This is a genomic window from Erwinia typographi, assembly GCF_000773975.1.
Lineage (GTDB): Bacteria > Pseudomonadota > Gammaproteobacteria > Enterobacterales > Enterobacteriaceae > Erwinia > Erwinia typographi.
This window is the reverse complement of sequence record NZ_JRUQ01000062.1, coordinates 107,764-124,076: the sequence shown is the minus strand read 5'-3', so window position 1 is coordinate 124,076 and position 16,313 is coordinate 107,764. Positions and strand designations below refer to the sequence as shown.

Sequence of the window (16,313 nt, the reverse complement as noted above, 5' to 3'; positions counted from 1 at the left end):
GGTTCGGCCCGCAACACGGTACTGAAAGGTAGCGACAGGCAGAAGAGATGAATACACAACAACTGGCAAAACTGCGTTCTATTGTGCCCGAGATGCGTCGCGTCCGGCACATCCACTTTGTTGGCATCGGTGGTGCCGGCATGGGCGGTATTGCCGAAGTGTTGGCCAATGAAGGGTATGAAATTAGCGGTTCAGATCTGGCGCCGAATGCGGTGACTCAGCACCTGAGCAAGCTGGGTGCGACGATCTATTTTAACCATCGCCCTGAGAACGTCAGCGATGCCAGCGTGGTGGTTGTGTCTACCGCCGTCGCGCAGGATAACCCTGAAGTGATCGCCGCGCGTGAAGCGCGTATCCCGGTGATCCGCCGCGCGGAGATGCTGGCTGAGCTGATGCGTTTCCGTCACGGTATTGCCGTTGCCGGTACGCACGGCAAAACGACCACTACGGCGATGGTTTCCAGTATTTATGCTGAAGGCGGCCTGGACCCGACATTTGTTAACGGTGGCCTGGTGAAAGCCGCTGGGACCCATGCGCGCCTGGGAAGCAGCCGTTATCTGATTGCCGAAGCGGACGAGAGCGATGCCTCTTTCCTGCACCTTCAGCCGATGGTGGCGATAGTCACGAATATCGAAGCCGACCATATGGATACTTACCAGGGCGACTTCGAAAACCTGAAGCAGACGTTTATTAACTTTCTGCACAACCTGCCGTTCTATGGTCGTGCGGTGCTTTGCATTGATGATGTTGTGATCCGGGATCTGATCCCTCGTGTGGGACGCCAGATCACGACTTATGGCTTTAGCGAAGATGCTGACGTGCGGATTGAAAGCTACGAGCAGCAGGGCGCTCAGGGGCATTTCACCCTGGCCCGACAGGATAAGCCGTTGATGCGCGTGACGCTGAATGCGCCAGGGCGCCATAATGCGCTCAATGCGGCGGCCGCCGTGGCCGTGGCGACAGAAGAAGGCATTGAGGACCATGAGATCCTGAGTGCGCTGGAGAGCTTCCAGGGAACCGGTCGTCGCTTTGACTTCCTGGGTGAATACCCGGTGCACGATGCCAACGGTAAGCCAGGCACCGCGATGCTGGTTGATGATTATGGCCATCATCCAACGGAAGTGGACGTGACGATTAAAGCTGCGCGTGCCGGTTGGCCGGACAAGCAGCTGGTGATGATTTTCCAGCCGCACCGTTACACCCGTACCCGTGATTTGTATGACGATTTTGCCAACGTGCTGTCACAGGTCGACGTTCTGCTGATGCTGGATGTTTATTCCGCCGGTGAAGCGTCGATTCCAGGGGCCGACAGCCGTTCTCTGTGCCGCACCATTCGCGGTCGCGGGAAGGTCGATCCCATTCTGGTTTCCGATCACGACGCGGTACTCGACATGCTGATGCCTAAGCTGTCAGGCAACGATTTAATTCTGGTTCAGGGGGCAGGTAACGTAGGTCGTATTGCCCGCACGCTGTCAGATCAAAAGTTACAACCGCAGAACAAAGAAGGGGAACATCATGGCTGAGAAAGTAGCAGTATTGCTGGGTGGCACCTCTGCGGAGCGGGAAGTCTCGCTGATGTCAGGTAATGCGGTACTGGCCGGGCTGATTGAAGCCGGTATTAATGCGCACGCCGTCGATATCCGTGATTTCCCGGTGATGCGACTGAAAGACGAAGGCTACGATAAAGCCTTTATCGCGCTGCATGGTCGCGGTGGTGAAGACGGTACGCTGCAAGGGGTTCTGGAGTTTTTATCCATTCCTTACACCGGCAGCGGCGTAATGGCTTCCGCTATCACTATGGACAAGCTGCGCACCAAATGTCTCTGGCAGGGCTGTGGTCTGCCGATCTCGCCTTATGTGGCGCTTTCGCGTCAGGAGATGGACGCCGGGCTGACGGCGGAAACGCAAGCCAGAATCGCCGCGCTTGGCCTGCCCGTTTTCGTGAAGCCAAGCTGCGAAGGATCCAGCGTGGGTATCAGCCGGGTGAATCAGGCTGACTCGCTTCAGGCCGCGTTGACCGAAGCTTTCCGTCATGACGACGAGGTGCTGGTCGAGGCCTTTTTGAGCGGGCCGGAATATACCGTTGCGGTGATTGGCGATGAGATTTTGCCTTCGATACGCATTCAGACCGCTTCTGAGTTCTATGACTATGAAGCAAAATACTTTTCTGACGAGACGCAGTACTTCTGCCCCAGCGGGTTATCCGCTGAAAAAGAAGCTGAACTGAGTGAGATGGTGATTAAAGCCTGGCGCGCATTGGGCTGTAGCGGCTGGGGACGCGTTGACGTGATGATGGGCGGCGACGGTCAGTTTTATCTGCTGGAGGTGAACACTTCGCCAGGTATGACCGGCCACAGCCTGGTGCCTATGGCGGCCAGGCAGGCGGGAATGAGCTTTTCTCAGCTGGTAGCGCGCATTCTGGAGCTGGCGGACTGATATGTCTCAGGCTGCTCTGAATGTCCGCAACCGCGTTCGTGAAGCGAAGGAAAAGGCGCGATCCGGTCGCAGTAATGGTTCGCGCCTGGCGGGCATCGTCTTTTTGATGATGGTACTTGGCGTCATGCTGGCTGGCGGCCTGGTGGTGGTGAAGTGGATGAATGATGCCTCAAGGCTCCCGCTGTCGAAGCTGGTGGTGACCGGGCAGACGCACTACACCACCAATGATGATATCCGTCAGGCTATCCTGGCGCTCGGCGCGCCCGGCACGTTTATGTCACAGGACGTGGATGTCATCCAGCAGCAGATTGAACGCCTGCCGTGGATTCAGCAGGTCAGCGTGCGCAAACAGTGGCCGGACGAATTAAAGATTCATCTGGTTGAGTATGTTCCCGTCGCGCGCTGGAACGATCTGCACATGGTGGATGCCGACGGAAAGTCATTCACCGTACCAGCCAGCCACATTGGCAAAGAAGAGATGCCAATGCTGTATGGCCCGGAAGGAAGCGAGACGGAAGTGCTGACCGGCTATCACCAGATGAGCGATCTGCTGGCGGCGAGCAAATTTAAATTGAAGGTGGCGTCAATGACCGCGCGGCGGTCGTGGCAACTGGTGTTGAGCGATGATGTCCGGCTGGAACTCGGACGCAACGAAGATATGAAGCGGTTAAAGCGTTTCATTCAGCTCTACCCAACGCTGCAACAGCAGGCACAGGCGGAAAACAAGCGTATCAGTTATGTCGACCTGCGGTATGACTCTGGCGCGGCAGTAGGCTGGGCGCCGGCAGAAATTCAGACCCCCGACAATAATCAGCAACAGAATCAGGCACAGGTTAAACAACAATGATCAAGTCGACGGACAGAAAACTGGTAGTTGGACTCGAGATCGGCACCGCGAAGGTTGCCGCTTTGGTAGGGGAAATTCTGCCCGATGGCATGGTCAATATCATTGGTGTGGGGAGCTGCCCATCCCGTGGCATGGATAAAGGCGGCGTGAACGACCTGGAATCCGTGGTCAAATGCGTGCAGCGGGCGATCGACCAGGCAGAGCTGATGGCCGACTGCCAGATTTCTTCGGTCTACCTTGCATTATCGGGTAAACACATCAGTTGTCAGAACGAAATAGGGATGGTTCCTATTTCCGAAGAGGAAGTGACCCAGGAAGATGTGGAGAATGTGGTTCATACCGCTAAATCCGTCCGTGTTCGTGACGAGCACCGCATCCTCCACGTTATTCCGCAAGAATATGCGATCGACTATCAGGAAGGGATCAAAAATCCGGTCGGCTTGTCCGGCGTGAGAATGCAGGCAAAAGTGCATTTGATCACCTGTCACAACGATATGGCGAAAAACATCGTTAAAGCCGTTGAACGATGTGGCCTGAAAGTTGACCAACTGATTTTTGCCGGTCTGGCATCAAGCTTTGCCGTACTGACTGAGGATGAGCGTGAGCTGGGCGTCTGCGTCGTTGACGTCGGCGGCGGCACCATGGATATCGCGGTCTACACCGGCGGCGCGCTGCGTCACACCAAGGTGATTCCGTATGCCGGTAACGTTGTGACCAGTGACATTGCCTATGCCTTTGGCACGCCGCCGACCGATGCGGAAGCGATTAAGGTTCGTCATGGCTGCGCGCTGGGCTCAATCGTCGGCAAAGACGAAAACGTCGAGGTACCAAGCGTCGGCGGACGTCCGCCGAGAAGCTTACAGCGCCAGACGCTGGCCGAGGTGATTGAGCCTCGCTACACCGAACTGCTGAATCTGGTCAACGACGAGATCCTGCAACTTCAGGAGCAGCTGCGTCAGCAGGGCGTTAAGCATCACCTGGCCGCAGGCATCGTCCTGACCGGCGGGGCGGCACAAATTGAAGGATTAGCGGCTTGCGCCCAGCGTGTGTTCCACACGCAGGTGCGTATCGGACAGCCGTTAAACATTACAGGATTAACGGACTACGCGCAGGAGCCGTACTACTCAACAGCGGTTGGCCTACTGCACTACGGAAAAGAGTCTCACCTCAGCGGTGAGTCGGATGTAGAAAAAAGAGCCTCAGTGGGCAACTGGTTTAAACGAATCAACAGCTGGCTGAGAAAAGAGTTTTAATTTAGAGAAAAGGGGATCATGCTAGACTTATTTATGATCTCCAGGCGACAGGCACATAACGGAGAGAAATTATGTTTGAACCAATGGAATTAACCAATGACGCGGTGATTAAAGTCATCGGCGTCGGTGGCGGCGGCGGCAACGCTGTTGAGCACATGGTGCGTGAGCGCATCGAAGGCGTAGAGTTCTTCGCGGTGAATACCGACGCTCAGGCGTTGCGTAAAACGGCGGTCGGCCAGACTATCCAGATTGGTAATGGGATTACCAAAGGTCTGGGCGCAGGCGCAAACCCGGAAGTGGGCCGCAACTCTGCAGAAGAAGATCGTGAAGCACTGCGCCAGGCCCTCGAAGGGGCTGACATGGTGTTTATCGCTGCCGGTATGGGCGGCGGCACCGGTACTGGCGCCGCGCCAGTTGTCGCCGAAGTGGCGAAAGATTTAGGCATCCTGACGGTTGCCGTGGTCACTAAGCCCTTCAATTTTGAAGGCAAAAAGCGCATGGCTTTCGCCGAGCAGGGTATTGCCGAGCTGTCCAAGCACGTCGATTCTTTGATCACCATTCCGAACGACAAGCTGCTGAAAGTGCTTGGCCGCGGTATCTCTCTGCTGGACGCGTTTGGCGCGGCTAACGACGTGCTGAAAGGCGCGGTGCAGGGTATTGCCGAGCTGATCACCCGTCCAGGCCTGATGAACGTCGACTTTGCCGACGTGCGCACCGTGATGTCCGAAATGGGCTACGCGATGATGGGTTCTGGCGTGGCCTGTGGTGAAGACCGTGCCGAAGAAGCGGCCGAAATGGCGATCTCCAGCCCGCTGCTGGAAGATATCGACCTGTCGGGCGCGCGCGGCGTGCTGGTTAACATCACTGCCGGCTTCGACCTGCGTCTGGACGAGTTTGAAACGGTGGGTAACACCATCCGTGCATTTGCTTCAGATAATGCGACGGTGGTTATTGGTACTTCGCTTGACCCAGAAATGAACGACGAACTGCGTGTGACCGTCGTGGCTACCGGTATTGGCATGGACAAACGTCCAGAAATTACCCTGGTGACCAACAAGCAGCAAACGCAGCCAGTTATGGATCATCGTTATCAGCAGCACGGTATGGCGCCGCTCCCACAGGAGCAGAAACCAGCCGCTAAAGTGGTCAACGATCCGAGCGCGCAAACTAACAAAGAGCCTGATTATCTTGATATTCCAGCCTTCCTGCGCAAGCAGGCAGACTAAGAATTTCCTGAGAATTAGGAATCTCCGCTCTTTGTGTTAAAATGTTCGCCCGTCAGTAAGATATACTGGCGGTCGGATGAGAATTTTTTGCGAGATAATACGATGATCAAACAACGGACATTAAAACGTATCGTTCAGACGACTGGCGTCGGTTTACATACCGGCAAAAAAGTCACGCTGACGTTGCGCCCTGCGCCGGCAAATACCGGGGTCATCTATCGTCGCACTGACTTGAATCCACCGGTTGATTTCCCGGCTGATGCCAAATCCGTGCGTGATACCATGCTCTGTACTTGCCTGGTTAATGAGCATGACGTGCGTATTTCGACAGTCGAACATCTGAACGCAGCCTTAGCGGGTCTGGGTATTGATAACATTGTGGTGGAAGTGAACGCGCCTGAAATTCCTATTATGGATGGCAGCGCCGCCCCCTTTGTTTACCTGCTAATGGATGCCGGCATTGAAGAACTGAACTCGGCGAAGAAATTTGTGCGCATCAAGCAGCCTGTCCGGGTTGAAGATGGCGACAAATGGGCTGAACTGAGGCCACATAATGGGTTTACGTTGGATTTTACTATCGACTTTAACCATCCGGCCATCGATTCCAGCTCGCAGCGCTACAGCATGGATTTTTCTGCTGAAGCCTTCGCACGTCAGCTCAGTCGTGCCCGTACGTTCGGCTTTATGCGCGATATCGAAGCGCTCCAGTCCCGCGGCCTGTGCCTGGGCGGCAGCTTTGATTGTGCGATCGTGGTGGATGACTACCGCGTGCTGAACGAAGACGGTTTACGCTTCGAGGACGAGTTCGTTCGTCATAAAATGCTGGACGCCATTGGCGACCTGTTTATGTGTGGCCATAACATCATTGGTGCGTTTACCGCATTCAAAGGTGGTCATGCGTTAAACAATAAGCTGCTGCAGGCGGTTCTGGCTAAGCAGGAAGCCTGGGAATGGGCAACGTTTGAAGACGAAGCCGAGCTGCCGGTGACCTTCAGGGCACCTAATCTGGTGCTGGCATAAGCTGGCACTACTTATTACGACTGGTTGAGCTGGTACTCTCTCCGGCCAGTGAGGCCAGTCGTTCTATTATTCTCTTCAGTTTTTCCGGGCTACGGCTTGCGACACCACGTAAAATTTCCGCACTTTGTTCACTAAGCTGACGCCCCGGCGAATTTTCTTCCACTTCAGACCGACTGCCGTTTTTTTGCACGGATTCCTGTCCTTTTGCCGCCAGTGATGGATTTATCGTGATGTCGATTGCCGTCAATGATGGTAATATTTGCGCTCGTAAAGCTGACAGCAGGCTGGACTGTTCATAGCGTAAGCGCATCATCCAGCTGGCATTGGCGGTTTCGAGCACCAGAATGCCCTGGCGGAAATTCGCCACGCGGCACCAGGGATGCATCTGGGCGGGAAGAACGCCCTGCACGGCAAGGTTCAGCCTGTTAAGCGCAATGGCGCGCTGCTGAATAGATTGCAGCACTCCCTGGCCTTCGGTGGCTTCGAATAAATTTTCAATTGATTGCGGGCGACTATCACGCATAGCAGGCTCCGGCGGAAACAGTGATCGGTATTCTAAATCGTTGGCGACAATTTGGCAGACGTTATTTCTGGCCGCATCTCCTGTTGGGGATGGTCGCGGCTGGTCTTGGCCTGCCTCACGGCACCAGCGACAGAGCAACTTTACCAGAAACCACCTCACGAAGCCTGAATATCAGCAGCGGCATGCGTTTCGACAGCCTGGCCCTGCTGCAGGAGAGCGTTCGTCGTCCTGGTTTTAACGTTGACTACTGGCATCAGCACGCGCTTCGCACCGTTATCCGCCATCTCTCCTTTACGCTAACGCCAGCCAGCCAGCCTACTACCGAGCAGGCCGTGCCGCTCGAAGTGCAAAAGCTTGCGCTGCTGGACACGCTAAATGCGCTGCTGACCCATGAAGCCAGGCCGCCGACGATCATTCGTCATACCGCTGAACGTCAGGTTGCAGCACAACCCCGCTACCAGACTGGCCTGTGGCTTGCCCAGGTTCAGGGCATTCGTGCCGGACCAGCCTCTCTCGCGTCACCTTTAAGTTAATTCAACCAACTGAAAATTAAGTGTTTCACCACATGATGTGGTGGCTGAGAGAATGTATTTATTATGTTAACTAAATTATTAACCAAAGTTTTTGGCAGCAGTAACGATCGCGTGCTGCGCCGTATGCGCAAATCTGTTGATCTCATCAACAAGATGGAGCCTGATTTTGAAAAGCTTTCCGATGAAGAGCTGAAGGCGAAAACCGTAGAGTTCCGCGCACGTCTGGAGAAGGGCGAAGTGCTGGAGAACCTGATCCCGGAAGCCTTTGCCACCGTGCGTGAAGCGAGCAAGCGCGTGTTCGGCATGCGCCACTTTGACGTGCAGCTGTTGGGCGGCATGGTACTGAACGACCGCTGCATCGCAGAGATGCGTACCGGCGAGGGTAAAACTCTCACCGCAACGCTGCCAGCCTACCTGAATGCCCTCGGCGGCAAGGGCGTTCATGTGGTCACCGTCAACGACTATCTGGCCTCGCGCGATGCGGAAAATAACCGCCCGCTGTTTGAATTCCTTGGCCTGAGCATCGGTATCAACCTGCCCGGTATGCCTGCCCCGGCGAAGCGCGAAGCCTATGCTGCCGATATTACCTACGGTACCAACAACGAATACGGCTTTGACTACCTGCGTGACAATATGGCCTTCAGCCCTGAAGACCGCGTGCAGCGTAAGCTGAACTATGCGCTGGTGGATGAGGTTGACTCAATCCTGATCGATGAAGCTCGTACGCCGCTGATCATCTCCGGTCCGGCGGAAGACAGCTCCGAGCTGTACATTCGCGTCAACAAAATCATTCCGGGCCTGATCCGTCAGGAAAAAGAAGACTCCGACACTTTCCAGGGGGAAGGTCACTTCTCGGTGGATGAAAAATCGCGTCAGGTGCATCTGACCGAGCGCGGCCTGGTGGCGATTGAAGAGCTGATGGTCAGCGAAGGCATTATGGAAGAGGGCGAGTCTCTCTACTCGCCAGCTAACATCATGATGATGCATCATGTGACTGCCGCACTGCGTGCGCATGTGCTGTTCACCCGTGACGTTGACTACATTGTTAAAGACGGTGAAGTCATCATCGTTGACGAACACACCGGTCGTACCATGGCTGGTCGTCGCTGGTCTGATGGTCTGCACCAGGCGGTGGAAGCCAAAGAAGGGGTGGAAATTCAGAATGAAAACCAGACGCTGGCTTCCATCACCTTCCAGAACTACTTCCGCCTGTACAGCAAACTGGCCGGGATGACCGGTACGGCAGACACCGAAGCTTTTGAATTCAGCTCAATCTACAAGCTGGAAACCATCGTTGTGCCTACCAACCGTCCTATGCTGCGAAAAGATCTGCCTGACCTGGTCTATATGACCGAGAAAGAGAAGATCGACGCGATCATTGAAGATATCCGCGAGCGTACGGCGAACGGTCAGCCAGTACTGGTTGGTACTATCTCTATCGAGAAGTCCGAAGTGGTTTCTGAAGAGCTGAAGCGCGCTGGTATTGAACACGCGGTGCTGAACGCTAAGTTCCACGCCCGTGAGGCGGATATTGTGGCACAGGCCGGCCAGCCTGGCACGGTCACCATTGCCACCAACATGGCTGGTCGTGGTACCGATATCGTGCTGGGCGGTAGCTGGCAGGCGGAGATTGCTGCGCTGGAAGAGCCGACCGCCGAGCAGATTGAGGCGATCAAAAGCGCCTGGCAGATTCGACACAATGCCGTGCTGGCCTCTGGCGGCCTGCACATCATCGGTACAGAGCGCCATGAATCCCGCCGTATCGATAACCAGTTGCGTGGACGTTCAGGTCGTCAGGGGGATAACGGTTCCTCACGTTTCTACCTGTCGATGGAAGATGCGCTGATGCGTATTTTCGCCTCGGACCGCGTCTCTAACATGATGCGCAAGCTGGGTATGAAGCCGGGTGAGGCCATTGAGCATCCCTGGGTGACCAAGGCCATTGCTAACGCGCAGCGTAAAGTAGAAAGCCGCAACTTTGATATCCGTAAGCAGCTGCTGGAATATGATGATGTTGCCAACGACCAGCGTCGCGCTATCTACAGCCAGCGTAACGAGCTGCTGGACGTGTCTGACGTGTCGGAAACCATCAACAGTATCCGCGATGACGTGTTCAAAACCACTATCGATGGCTACATTCCACCGCAGTCGCTGGAAGAAATGTGGGATGTTGATGGCCTGGAAGAGCGTCTGAAAAACGATTTTGATCTGGAGATGCCGATCAAAGAGTGGCTCGACAAAGAGCCAGAGCTGCACGAAGAGACGCTGCGTGAACGCATCATGGAACAGGCGAAAGACCAGTATCTGCGCAAAGAAGAGGTGGTTGGCACCGAAATGATGCGTAACTTCGAGAAGGGCGTGATGCTGCAAACGCTGGACTCACTGTGGAAAGAGCATCTGGCCGCTATGGACTATCTGCGTCAGGGGATTCACCTGCGTGGCTACGCGCAGAAAGATCCGAAGCAGGAGTACAAGCGTGAATCCTTCGCCATGTTTGCCGCGATGCTGGAGTCACTGAAGTATGAAGTGATTAGCACGCTGAGCAAGGTTCAGGTTCGTATGCCTGAAGAAGTGGAAGCGATGGAAGAGCAGCGCCGCGAAGAGGCCGATCGTCTGGCCCAACAGCAGCAGCTGAGCCACATTGACTCAGAAACCGAGGCGGCGATTTCGGTGGCGGATCAGACCGGCGAGCGCAAGGTGGGCCGTAACGATCCTTGCCCTTGCGGATCAGGGAAAAAATTCAAGCAGTGTCACGGTCGTCTTGCCTGACGGCTGGCGGTGACAATCAGAGGGCTGGAGAATTTCTCCGGCCCTTTTTTTTCGGTAAAACGGTAGGCGATGCCGTTCAGGCTACCAGCAGAAGCAATCCTTGCCCGAGAGCCTGACGAAAGGAAGGCGGATTGCTTTGCTGAACGGATTTCAGAACTGGGCTGAAAGAGGCTGACGCAGACTTGCCTTTCCCGGATAACGCTGGAATAGTGACGGGGTGTACAGTTTCCCAGAGTGTAAATGAATGAAGCATCTGCAGGTAGCGGTAGGCATTATCCGCGACGAACAACAAAATATTTTCCTCGCACGGCGTTCTGCCCGTTCTCATATGGCAAATATGTGGGAATTTCCGGGCGGGAAAATTGAGCCGGGAGAAACCGCAGAGCAGGCGCTGAAGCGCGAGCTGCATGAAGAGACGGGTATTGAGGTTGAACACGCCAGCGCCTATGACGTTGCCGAACACAGTGACAGTGAGCTACGGGTCACGCTCCATTTTTTTATCGTCTCTGGCTGGCAAGGCCAACCCTATGGCCGTGAAGGCCAGCCGCAGCGCTGGGTTGCTCAACGGGAGCTGGTGGCAAGTGAATTTCCGCCGGCGAATGCCGCGATCGTGCGACGTTTAGTCGCGGAGGCCTTGCCGTTTTCCGCGCCAGGTGCGGACAGCGCGTAGCGTGCTGATGATAAGTAAAAAGATGGCTCCCATTAACCGTGTGAGCCATCTTTTATCTGTATTATTAGTGACTGGCTGTTAGATGCACGGGGCTGCCTGAGTCAAACTCCTTTCACCTGCATATGACCAATGCTGATTACTGGATGTACCTTGAGGTAGTGCCTGGCTCCATGAATTGGCGCTTTTTGCTTCGAAATATTTGACGCTATCAGCTTTGGCCCCTCCTGGATTAACGATCTGCCAGTTTTGATAACCATTGGTAAATTTCAGTGAGCTTTTCTTAGTATATATATTTTTATTTGAATTGGCATCCAGGATACGACCAGTAGCGACGTTGATTAACTGGATTTGGCTGCCATCAGAATATTTCAACAATTTCCACTGTTGATATCTTCCGCCATTCCATTTTTTAGTATAAACTTTACCCGCACTATTACTGTCAAGCACCTTACCCGATTTCAGATGCGTTAATGTATAATAAGTTTCTCCTTCGGCATTCGTCCAGTAGGACTTTAACTTCCAACGCATATAAGGGTTGCTGGACGAAAACTTATTCGTGTAAACATCCTCAGCCATATTGGCATCCAGAGCATTCGATGTATTATTCTGCCTCAGGTAGACATACTGAAAGTTTTTATTGAATGGCTCAGTGCGGACAAAATTACCTGCCGAAATTTTAGTGCCATGTTTATAGCACCGGGATGGAGGCTTAGGTGTGGCGACTTTATCTCGGATGATGACTTCTTCCGGCTTTCCAGTCTTAGTCATATATGTTTTGACTTGAAATCCTTCTTTATCCACGTTCAAAACATCGACATAACCAGAATACAGTGCGCCGCTAGTATATATTGGAACCTTGCCAAAAGGACGATGGGTTTGCAATAATGGATAGTGGGAATGCCCAACGAATATTGCAGAAATCTTATATTCATCTATTATGGACTTTAACTGCTGTTGCTGTGAATCTGGCATGCGATTTAACCATTCCATCGCATGAAAGTTAAGAAAAATGTTATTAACGCCGCGTTTTCTGGCTTTATCAAGATCGTGACGTAACCAGGACAAGGAATCCAGAATATCATAATTATGAGAACTAATCATATTGTTGATCCAGACTTTATAGCCTGGAGCGAGATGGAGTTGGACAAAATGATTGGATACGCCAAATGAATTCGAGTCCCAGGAATAGCCCATGCTTCCCTGCGTAACGCTGTTTTCCGATTGAGTAATGTCTGCAGAGAAATTTTCAAAATTTTTTCGATATTGACTTATGCGGTTTTCTAAGTCGTGTGCAGCAGAATATGCGCAGGCATTCATACTGAAATTTAGCGCAAATGGGATGGCACAGTCATTGATATTTGACTCATAATCATGGTTCCCTAATCCTATCAATAAAGGAAACATAACTCCGTTGTAAATTTCGTTGAATGATGCGCGTTGGGTGGGCCTGCCGAATTCTGTGATGTCGCCATTAATAACACCGAAACGAGCCTTTACTGTCATGTGTAATGTGTTAATTCCCCTGACTACCCGGCGATTGAAGTCTTTCCATGTGTGGGCCGTATTTGGGCTGTTTGGGTCTGGGTAAGCATTACCTTGCCCCATTCGCCATGCCTGGGGGTCGGCCATAATAATATAGTTGGTCGATTGATTGGTTCTGAATGCTGCATCCATACTGTAACTCGAAGATGAAGCGATTGCATTATTTGAAGGTAAAGCAAATGCATTACATGATATAATGCATGTAGTAATAAGACTTAGCGTGAATTTCATAATATCCCTGTGTAATTTTTAGGTCCTCGAGCTGAAATTCTGACTGCAGAAGGGGGATTTACAAACTTGTTTTTCCTTAAGCTGAAGGCTTTTTTCTTATGGCAAAGAACAGTAAATAAGATGTTAAATAATTGCTTTAATACTGTGTTTTAAGTTGAAAGCCATAATCATGCTTTTCCGCCCAGAGGTGACAGGAAAATTCGCGCTGTTAGCTGGAATAAACTGAAGTGATTTAATTTAAGGCAAGGTATTCTGGTCTTTAGTCTGGGAAGTACATCGCCGATCCTGGTTAAGCAATGCGGGCTGTCTGTCTGATTTGAATGGTCGTCGTTTACCCGCCGATGGCTCTGGGGTGAGCACGGCGGGTACTGTACTTTACTCTCTGTCCAGGCGCGGGTCTTGTTCGCTCCACTCATCGCTTTCCGAGAGATCGCCGCTGCTGGCAATCCGTTTCTCTTCAGCAGCCCATTCACCTAAATCGATCAGCTGGCAGCGCTTGCTGCAAAACGGCCGCCACGGGCTTAGCTCATCCCAAATCACTTCTTTTGCACAGGTTGGGCAGTTGACTATCATCACATCATCTTTATTCATCAGGTAAACCTTAACAACAGGCGAGTTCAAAATCCAGGCGTGCCGGCACTTCACCGCGTTCGCTGTCTAGCGGCAGAAAACGAATAGCATAGCGGCTTTTGTGACCGGAAACCTGTGGGTACAGAGAATCATCCAGAGACAGCTGTAGGCGCAGCAGCTCGGCGCCTTCCGCATTGTCCTGGAAAAAACCGTTCAGGCTGGTTTGATGACGAAATCCTCCTGACTGGCGGACCAAATCAAGAATTTGCGTCAGGGCGTTTTTAATTGGCGTCAGTGACTCCATCCAGACGGCAACCTGAGCGTCGCGCTGCTCTTGCCCGATGTGCAGCCAGATATGCAGCGTGGGAAGATCGAAACTGCAGCAGCCGCCGGGAATACTTAAGCGCTGGCGAACCAGCCCGATCAGGCGATCTTCACGGATTAGCTGACCCATGCGTGGCGCGGCCATCAGCACGCTGGAACAGGCCTTAAGCTTGTCACTCAGGGTAAGGATTAACGCCATATCAACCCCCGGCACGTCGGCCCAGGCGCGTAATTTTTGCTGCTGCTTCTCCAGTTCTTTAACAATCTCAGTGCGTAATTCACCGCGTTCAAATACGTCGAGCAGCTCTGCCGCGTTGCGGAAAAAGGTCAGCGCGCCAAGGTTGTCGGTGATGGTTCTGCTACTCTCTAACTGGCCGATCAAAAACTCAATTCGCAGCCAGGTACGCATTTTTTCGTTAAGTGGATACTCAAATAAGACGGTTGTGCTCATGCTGTTAATCCTGATTTGTGGCCCCGGCCAGCCTGCGATAGTGCTGGTCCAGCAGGGCAACGCGCGCGGCCACCGACTCGGGTGATCCGCCGTTATCGATAATGTCGTCCGCCACGGCGAGGCGACGTTCACGCGTTGCCTGAGCGGCCAGAATATGTTCCGCCTGTTCGCGGCTGATACCATCCCTGCTCATGGTGCGCTTTAGCTGGGTCTCACGATCCACGTCGACGACCAGTACCCGATTCGCCAGCTGGTGAAGATTATTTTCAACCAGTAGCGGCACAACCCACAGACACCAGACGGAGTGGGTTAACGCCAGCTGGCGGCGCGTTTCCTGCTGGATCAGAGGATGCAGCAGGGCATTGAGCCAGGCTTTGTTCTCCGCCGAGGTGAAAATGCGTTCGCGCATAGCTTTGCGATCGAGGTGCCCGTCGCTAAGGATCACTTCCTGACCAAATTTAGCCTGGATCGTGGCAAGCGCTGGCTGGCCGGGCTCCACAACCTGACGGGCAATCGCGTCAGCATCGACGATGTCCACACCTCTTGCGGCAAAGGCATTCGCAATGGTGGTTTTTCCGCTGCCGATGCCACCAGTCAGCGCAACAGTATAGCGCATAAGCCCTCTCTCTCCCGACCCTGTTGTGACTGAAGTCGGCATCGCGTCAGATAAACTCAGCGATTACAGGCTCAAAAGGTGGTGCAGATCACACCAGGGGATAGCGGATAAATTTATGGGATTGTAGCGTATATAAAGCGTTTTTCGCAGTCTTGCTCATACGAATTTACCGCGTATGATAGCGTCACTGGAGCTGGGACCCGCTAACTATTGCGCCATCAACCAGGAAACTCATCATGCGTATTGAAGAAGATATTAAATTAGGCTTTAAAGATGTCCTTATCCGGCCAAAGCGTTCCACGCTAAAAAGCCGTTCTCAGGTAGAACTTACCCGTCAATTTACCTTCAAGCATTCTGCTGTGGCCTGGTCTGGCATACCGATCATCGCAGCTAATATGGATACTGTCGGCACTTTCAGTATGGCCGAGGCCCTGGCGTCTTTCGATGTGCTCACCGCCGTGCACAAACATTACAGCGTTGAGCAGTGGCAGCAATTTATCTCCCGAGTTCCTGACAGCGTGCTGAAACACGTCATGGTTTCTACCGGTACTTCGGATGCCGATTTCATCAAAATGCAGCAGATTCTGGCGCTCTCACCGCTGCTGAATTTTATCTGTATTGACGTTGCCAACGGGTATTCCGAACATTTTGTCGAGTTCCTGCACCGCGCCCGCGAGGCCTGTCCGGGTAAAACCATCTGTGCTGGCAATGTAGTGACCGGCGAAATGGTTGAAGAGCTTATTCTGTCAGGTGCCGACATTGTGAAGGTCGGGATTGGCCCCGGTTCGGTCTGCACCACCAGGGTTAAAACCGGCGTCGGCTATCCCCAGCTTTCTGCCGTGATTGAGTGCGCGGATGCGGCTCATGGTTTGGGTGGGCAGATTGTCAGCGATGGCGGTTGCTCCGTGCCGGGCGACGTGGCGAAGGCCTTTGGCGGCGGGGCGGATTTTGTCATGCTAGGCGGGATGCTGGCTGCGCACGAAGAGTGTGAGGGCACGCTGGTAGAGGAAGATGGCGAGCAGTTCATGCTGTTCTACGGAATGAGTTCTGAATCTGCCATGAAGCGTCACGTAGGCGGCGTGGCAGGTTATCGTGCAGCCGAGGGCAAAACCGTGAAGCTGCCGCTGCGTGGGCCGGTTGAGCACACAGCGCGCGATATTCTTGGCGGCCTGCGTTCAGCCTGCACCTACGTTGGGGCAGAACGTTTAAAAGAGCTGACCAAGCGCACCACGTTTATTCGCGTTGCGGAACAGGAAAACCGCGTCTTTAACCGCTGACGCAGAAACAGCCTGCCTGGACGAA

15 protein-coding genes are annotated in these 16,313 nt (G+C 53.4%); 10 read left to right on the top strand and 5 right to left on the bottom strand.

The genetic code is table 11. The features are described from left to right. The first annotated feature begins 47 nt into the window (after positions 1 to 47). The 6 genes from murC to lpxC all read left to right on the top strand — a co-directional run bounded on the left by murC (position 48) and on the right by lpxC (position 6,782). Entirely contained in the window at positions 48 to 1,523 is a 1,476-nt protein-coding gene (murC, locus tag NG99_RS21665; RefSeq protein ID WP_034897629.1) for a UDP-N-acetylmuramate--L-alanine ligase, read from the top strand. Then, positions 1,516 to 2,436: a D-alanine--D-alanine ligase gene (locus NG99_RS21660; protein ID WP_034897626.1), complete on the top strand. Its 921-nt coding sequence runs from the start codon at positions 1,516 to 1,518 to the stop codon at positions 2,434 to 2,436. The genes murC and NG99_RS21660 overlap by 8 nt, the downstream gene beginning before the upstream one ends. A gap of 1 nt (position 2,437) precedes the next feature. After that, a complete protein-coding gene (gene ftsQ, locus NG99_RS21655) occupies positions 2,438 to 3,283 on the top strand; it encodes a cell division protein FtsQ (RefSeq protein WP_034897623.1) in 846 nt (281 codons plus the stop codon). Continuing rightward, positions 3,280 to 4,536, top strand: a complete 1,257-nt coding sequence (gene ftsA, locus NG99_RS21650; RefSeq protein ID WP_034897619.1) for a cell division protein FtsA — start codon at positions 3,280 to 3,282, stop codon at positions 4,534 to 4,536. The genes ftsQ and ftsA overlap by 4 nt, the downstream gene beginning before the upstream one ends. Positions 4,537 to 4,607: 71 nt before the next feature. Next, positions 4,608 to 5,762: a cell division protein FtsZ gene (ftsZ, locus tag NG99_RS21645; RefSeq protein ID WP_034897616.1), complete on the top strand. Its 1,155-nt coding sequence runs from the start codon at positions 4,608 to 4,610 to the stop codon at positions 5,760 to 5,762. Between the two features lie 102 nt (positions 5,763 to 5,864). Further along, positions 5,865 to 6,782 (top strand): UDP-3-O-acyl-N-acetylglucosamine deacetylase, encoded by a 918-nt coding sequence (gene lpxC / locus NG99_RS21640; protein WP_034897613.1) that lies wholly within the window; start codon positions 5,865 to 5,867, stop codon positions 6,780 to 6,782. A 7-nt stretch (positions 6,783 to 6,789) separates the two neighbouring features. Here lpxC and NG99_RS21635 read toward each other — a convergent pair whose 3' ends face one another. Beyond that, on the bottom strand, positions 6,790 to 7,305 hold the full coding sequence (locus tag NG99_RS21635; protein ID WP_034897610.1) for a DUF721 domain-containing protein: 516 nt from the start codon (positions 7,303 to 7,305) through the stop codon (positions 6,790 to 6,792). 20 nt (positions 7,306 to 7,325) lie between these two features. On the opposite strand from NG99_RS21635, the gene secM reads away from it, so the two are divergent. The 3 genes from secM (at position 7,326) to mutT (ending at position 11,277) form a co-directional block, all read left to right on the top strand. Continuing rightward, positions 7,326 to 7,838 carry a secA translation cis-regulator SecM gene (gene secM, locus NG99_RS21630; RefSeq protein ID WP_034897606.1) on the top strand — a complete coding sequence of 171 codons (513 nt, stop codon included), beginning with the start codon at positions 7,326 to 7,328 and terminating at the stop codon, positions 7,836 to 7,838. A 63-nt stretch (positions 7,839 to 7,901) separates the two neighbouring features. Further along, positions 7,902 to 10,607, top strand: a complete 2,706-nt coding sequence (secA, locus tag NG99_RS21625; RefSeq protein ID WP_034897603.1) for a preprotein translocase subunit SecA — start codon at positions 7,902 to 7,904, stop codon at positions 10,605 to 10,607. 244 nt (positions 10,608 to 10,851) lie between these two features. After that, the gene (mutT, locus tag NG99_RS21620) at positions 10,852 to 11,277 is read left to right on the top strand and encodes an 8-oxo-dGTP diphosphatase MutT (RefSeq protein ID WP_034897600.1); all 426 of its coding nucleotides are present in this window, start codon (positions 10,852 to 10,854) and stop codon (positions 11,275 to 11,277) included. A gap of 78 nt (positions 11,278 to 11,355) precedes the next feature. On the opposite strand, the gene NG99_RS21615 is transcribed toward mutT, so the two are convergent. The 4 genes from NG99_RS21615 to coaE all read right to left on the bottom strand — a co-directional run bounded on the left by NG99_RS21615 (position 11,356) and on the right by coaE (position 15,011). Beyond that, on the bottom strand, positions 11,356 to 13,050 hold the full coding sequence (locus NG99_RS21615) for an RICIN domain-containing protein (protein ID WP_084110606.1): 1,695 nt from the start codon (positions 13,048 to 13,050) through the stop codon (positions 11,356 to 11,358). A 375-nt stretch (positions 13,051 to 13,425) separates the two neighbouring features. Next, positions 13,426 to 13,641, bottom strand: a complete 216-nt coding sequence (gene yacG, locus NG99_RS21610; RefSeq protein WP_034897593.1) for a DNA gyrase inhibitor YacG — start codon at positions 13,639 to 13,641, stop codon at positions 13,426 to 13,428. Between the two features lie 10 nt (positions 13,642 to 13,651). Beyond that, complete coding sequence (zapD, locus tag NG99_RS21605) at positions 13,652 to 14,395, bottom strand: cell division protein ZapD (protein ID WP_034897591.1); 744 nt, start codon at positions 14,393 to 14,395, stop codon at positions 13,652 to 13,654. Between the two features lie 4 nt (positions 14,396 to 14,399). Next, entirely contained in the window at positions 14,400 to 15,011 is a 612-nt protein-coding gene (gene coaE / locus NG99_RS21600; protein ID WP_034897589.1) for a dephospho-CoA kinase, read from the bottom strand. Positions 15,012 to 15,247: 236 nt separating this feature from the next. Between coaE and NG99_RS21595 the strand changes: the two genes are divergently transcribed. Then, entirely contained in the window at positions 15,248 to 16,288 is a 1,041-nt protein-coding gene (locus tag NG99_RS21595; RefSeq protein WP_034897587.1) for a GMP reductase, read from the top strand. Positions 16,289 to 16,313: the final 25 nt, after the last annotated feature.

Coding starts and splice junctions, on each gene's coding strand:
- murC (WP_034897629.1), top strand. CDS start 48: ATGAATACACAACAACTGGCAAAACTGCGTTCTATTGTGCCCGAGATG.
- NG99_RS21660 (WP_034897626.1), top strand. CDS start 1,516: ATGGCTGAGAAAGTAGCAGTATTGCTGGGTGGCACCTCTGCGGAGCGG.
- ftsQ (WP_034897623.1), top strand. CDS start 2,438: ATGTCTCAGGCTGCTCTGAATGTCCGCAACCGCGTTCGTGAAGCGAAG.
- ftsA (WP_034897619.1), top strand. CDS start 3,280: ATGATCAAGTCGACGGACAGAAAACTGGTAGTTGGACTCGAGATCGGC.
- ftsZ (WP_034897616.1), top strand. CDS start 4,608: ATGTTTGAACCAATGGAATTAACCAATGACGCGGTGATTAAAGTCATC.
- lpxC (WP_034897613.1), top strand. CDS start 5,865: ATGATCAAACAACGGACATTAAAACGTATCGTTCAGACGACTGGCGTC.
- NG99_RS21635 (WP_034897610.1), bottom strand. CDS start 7,305: ATGCGTGATAGTCGCCCGCAATCAATTGAAAATTTATTCGAAGCCACC.
- secA (WP_034897603.1), top strand. CDS start 7,902: ATGTTAACTAAATTATTAACCAAAGTTTTTGGCAGCAGTAACGATCGC.
- mutT (WP_034897600.1), top strand. CDS start 10,852: ATGAAGCATCTGCAGGTAGCGGTAGGCATTATCCGCGACGAACAACAA.
- NG99_RS21615 (WP_084110606.1), bottom strand. CDS start 13,050: ATGAAATTCACGCTAAGTCTTATTACTACATGCATTATATCATGTAAT.
- yacG (WP_034897593.1), bottom strand. CDS start 13,641: ATGAATAAAGATGATGTGATGATAGTCAACTGCCCAACCTGTGCAAAA.
- zapD (WP_034897591.1), bottom strand. CDS start 14,395: ATGAGCACAACCGTCTTATTTGAGTATCCACTTAACGAAAAAATGCGT.
- coaE (WP_034897589.1), bottom strand. CDS start 15,011: ATGCGCTATACTGTTGCGCTGACTGGTGGCATCGGCAGCGGAAAAACC.
- NG99_RS21595 (WP_034897587.1), top strand. CDS start 15,248: ATGCGTATTGAAGAAGATATTAAATTAGGCTTTAAAGATGTCCTTATC.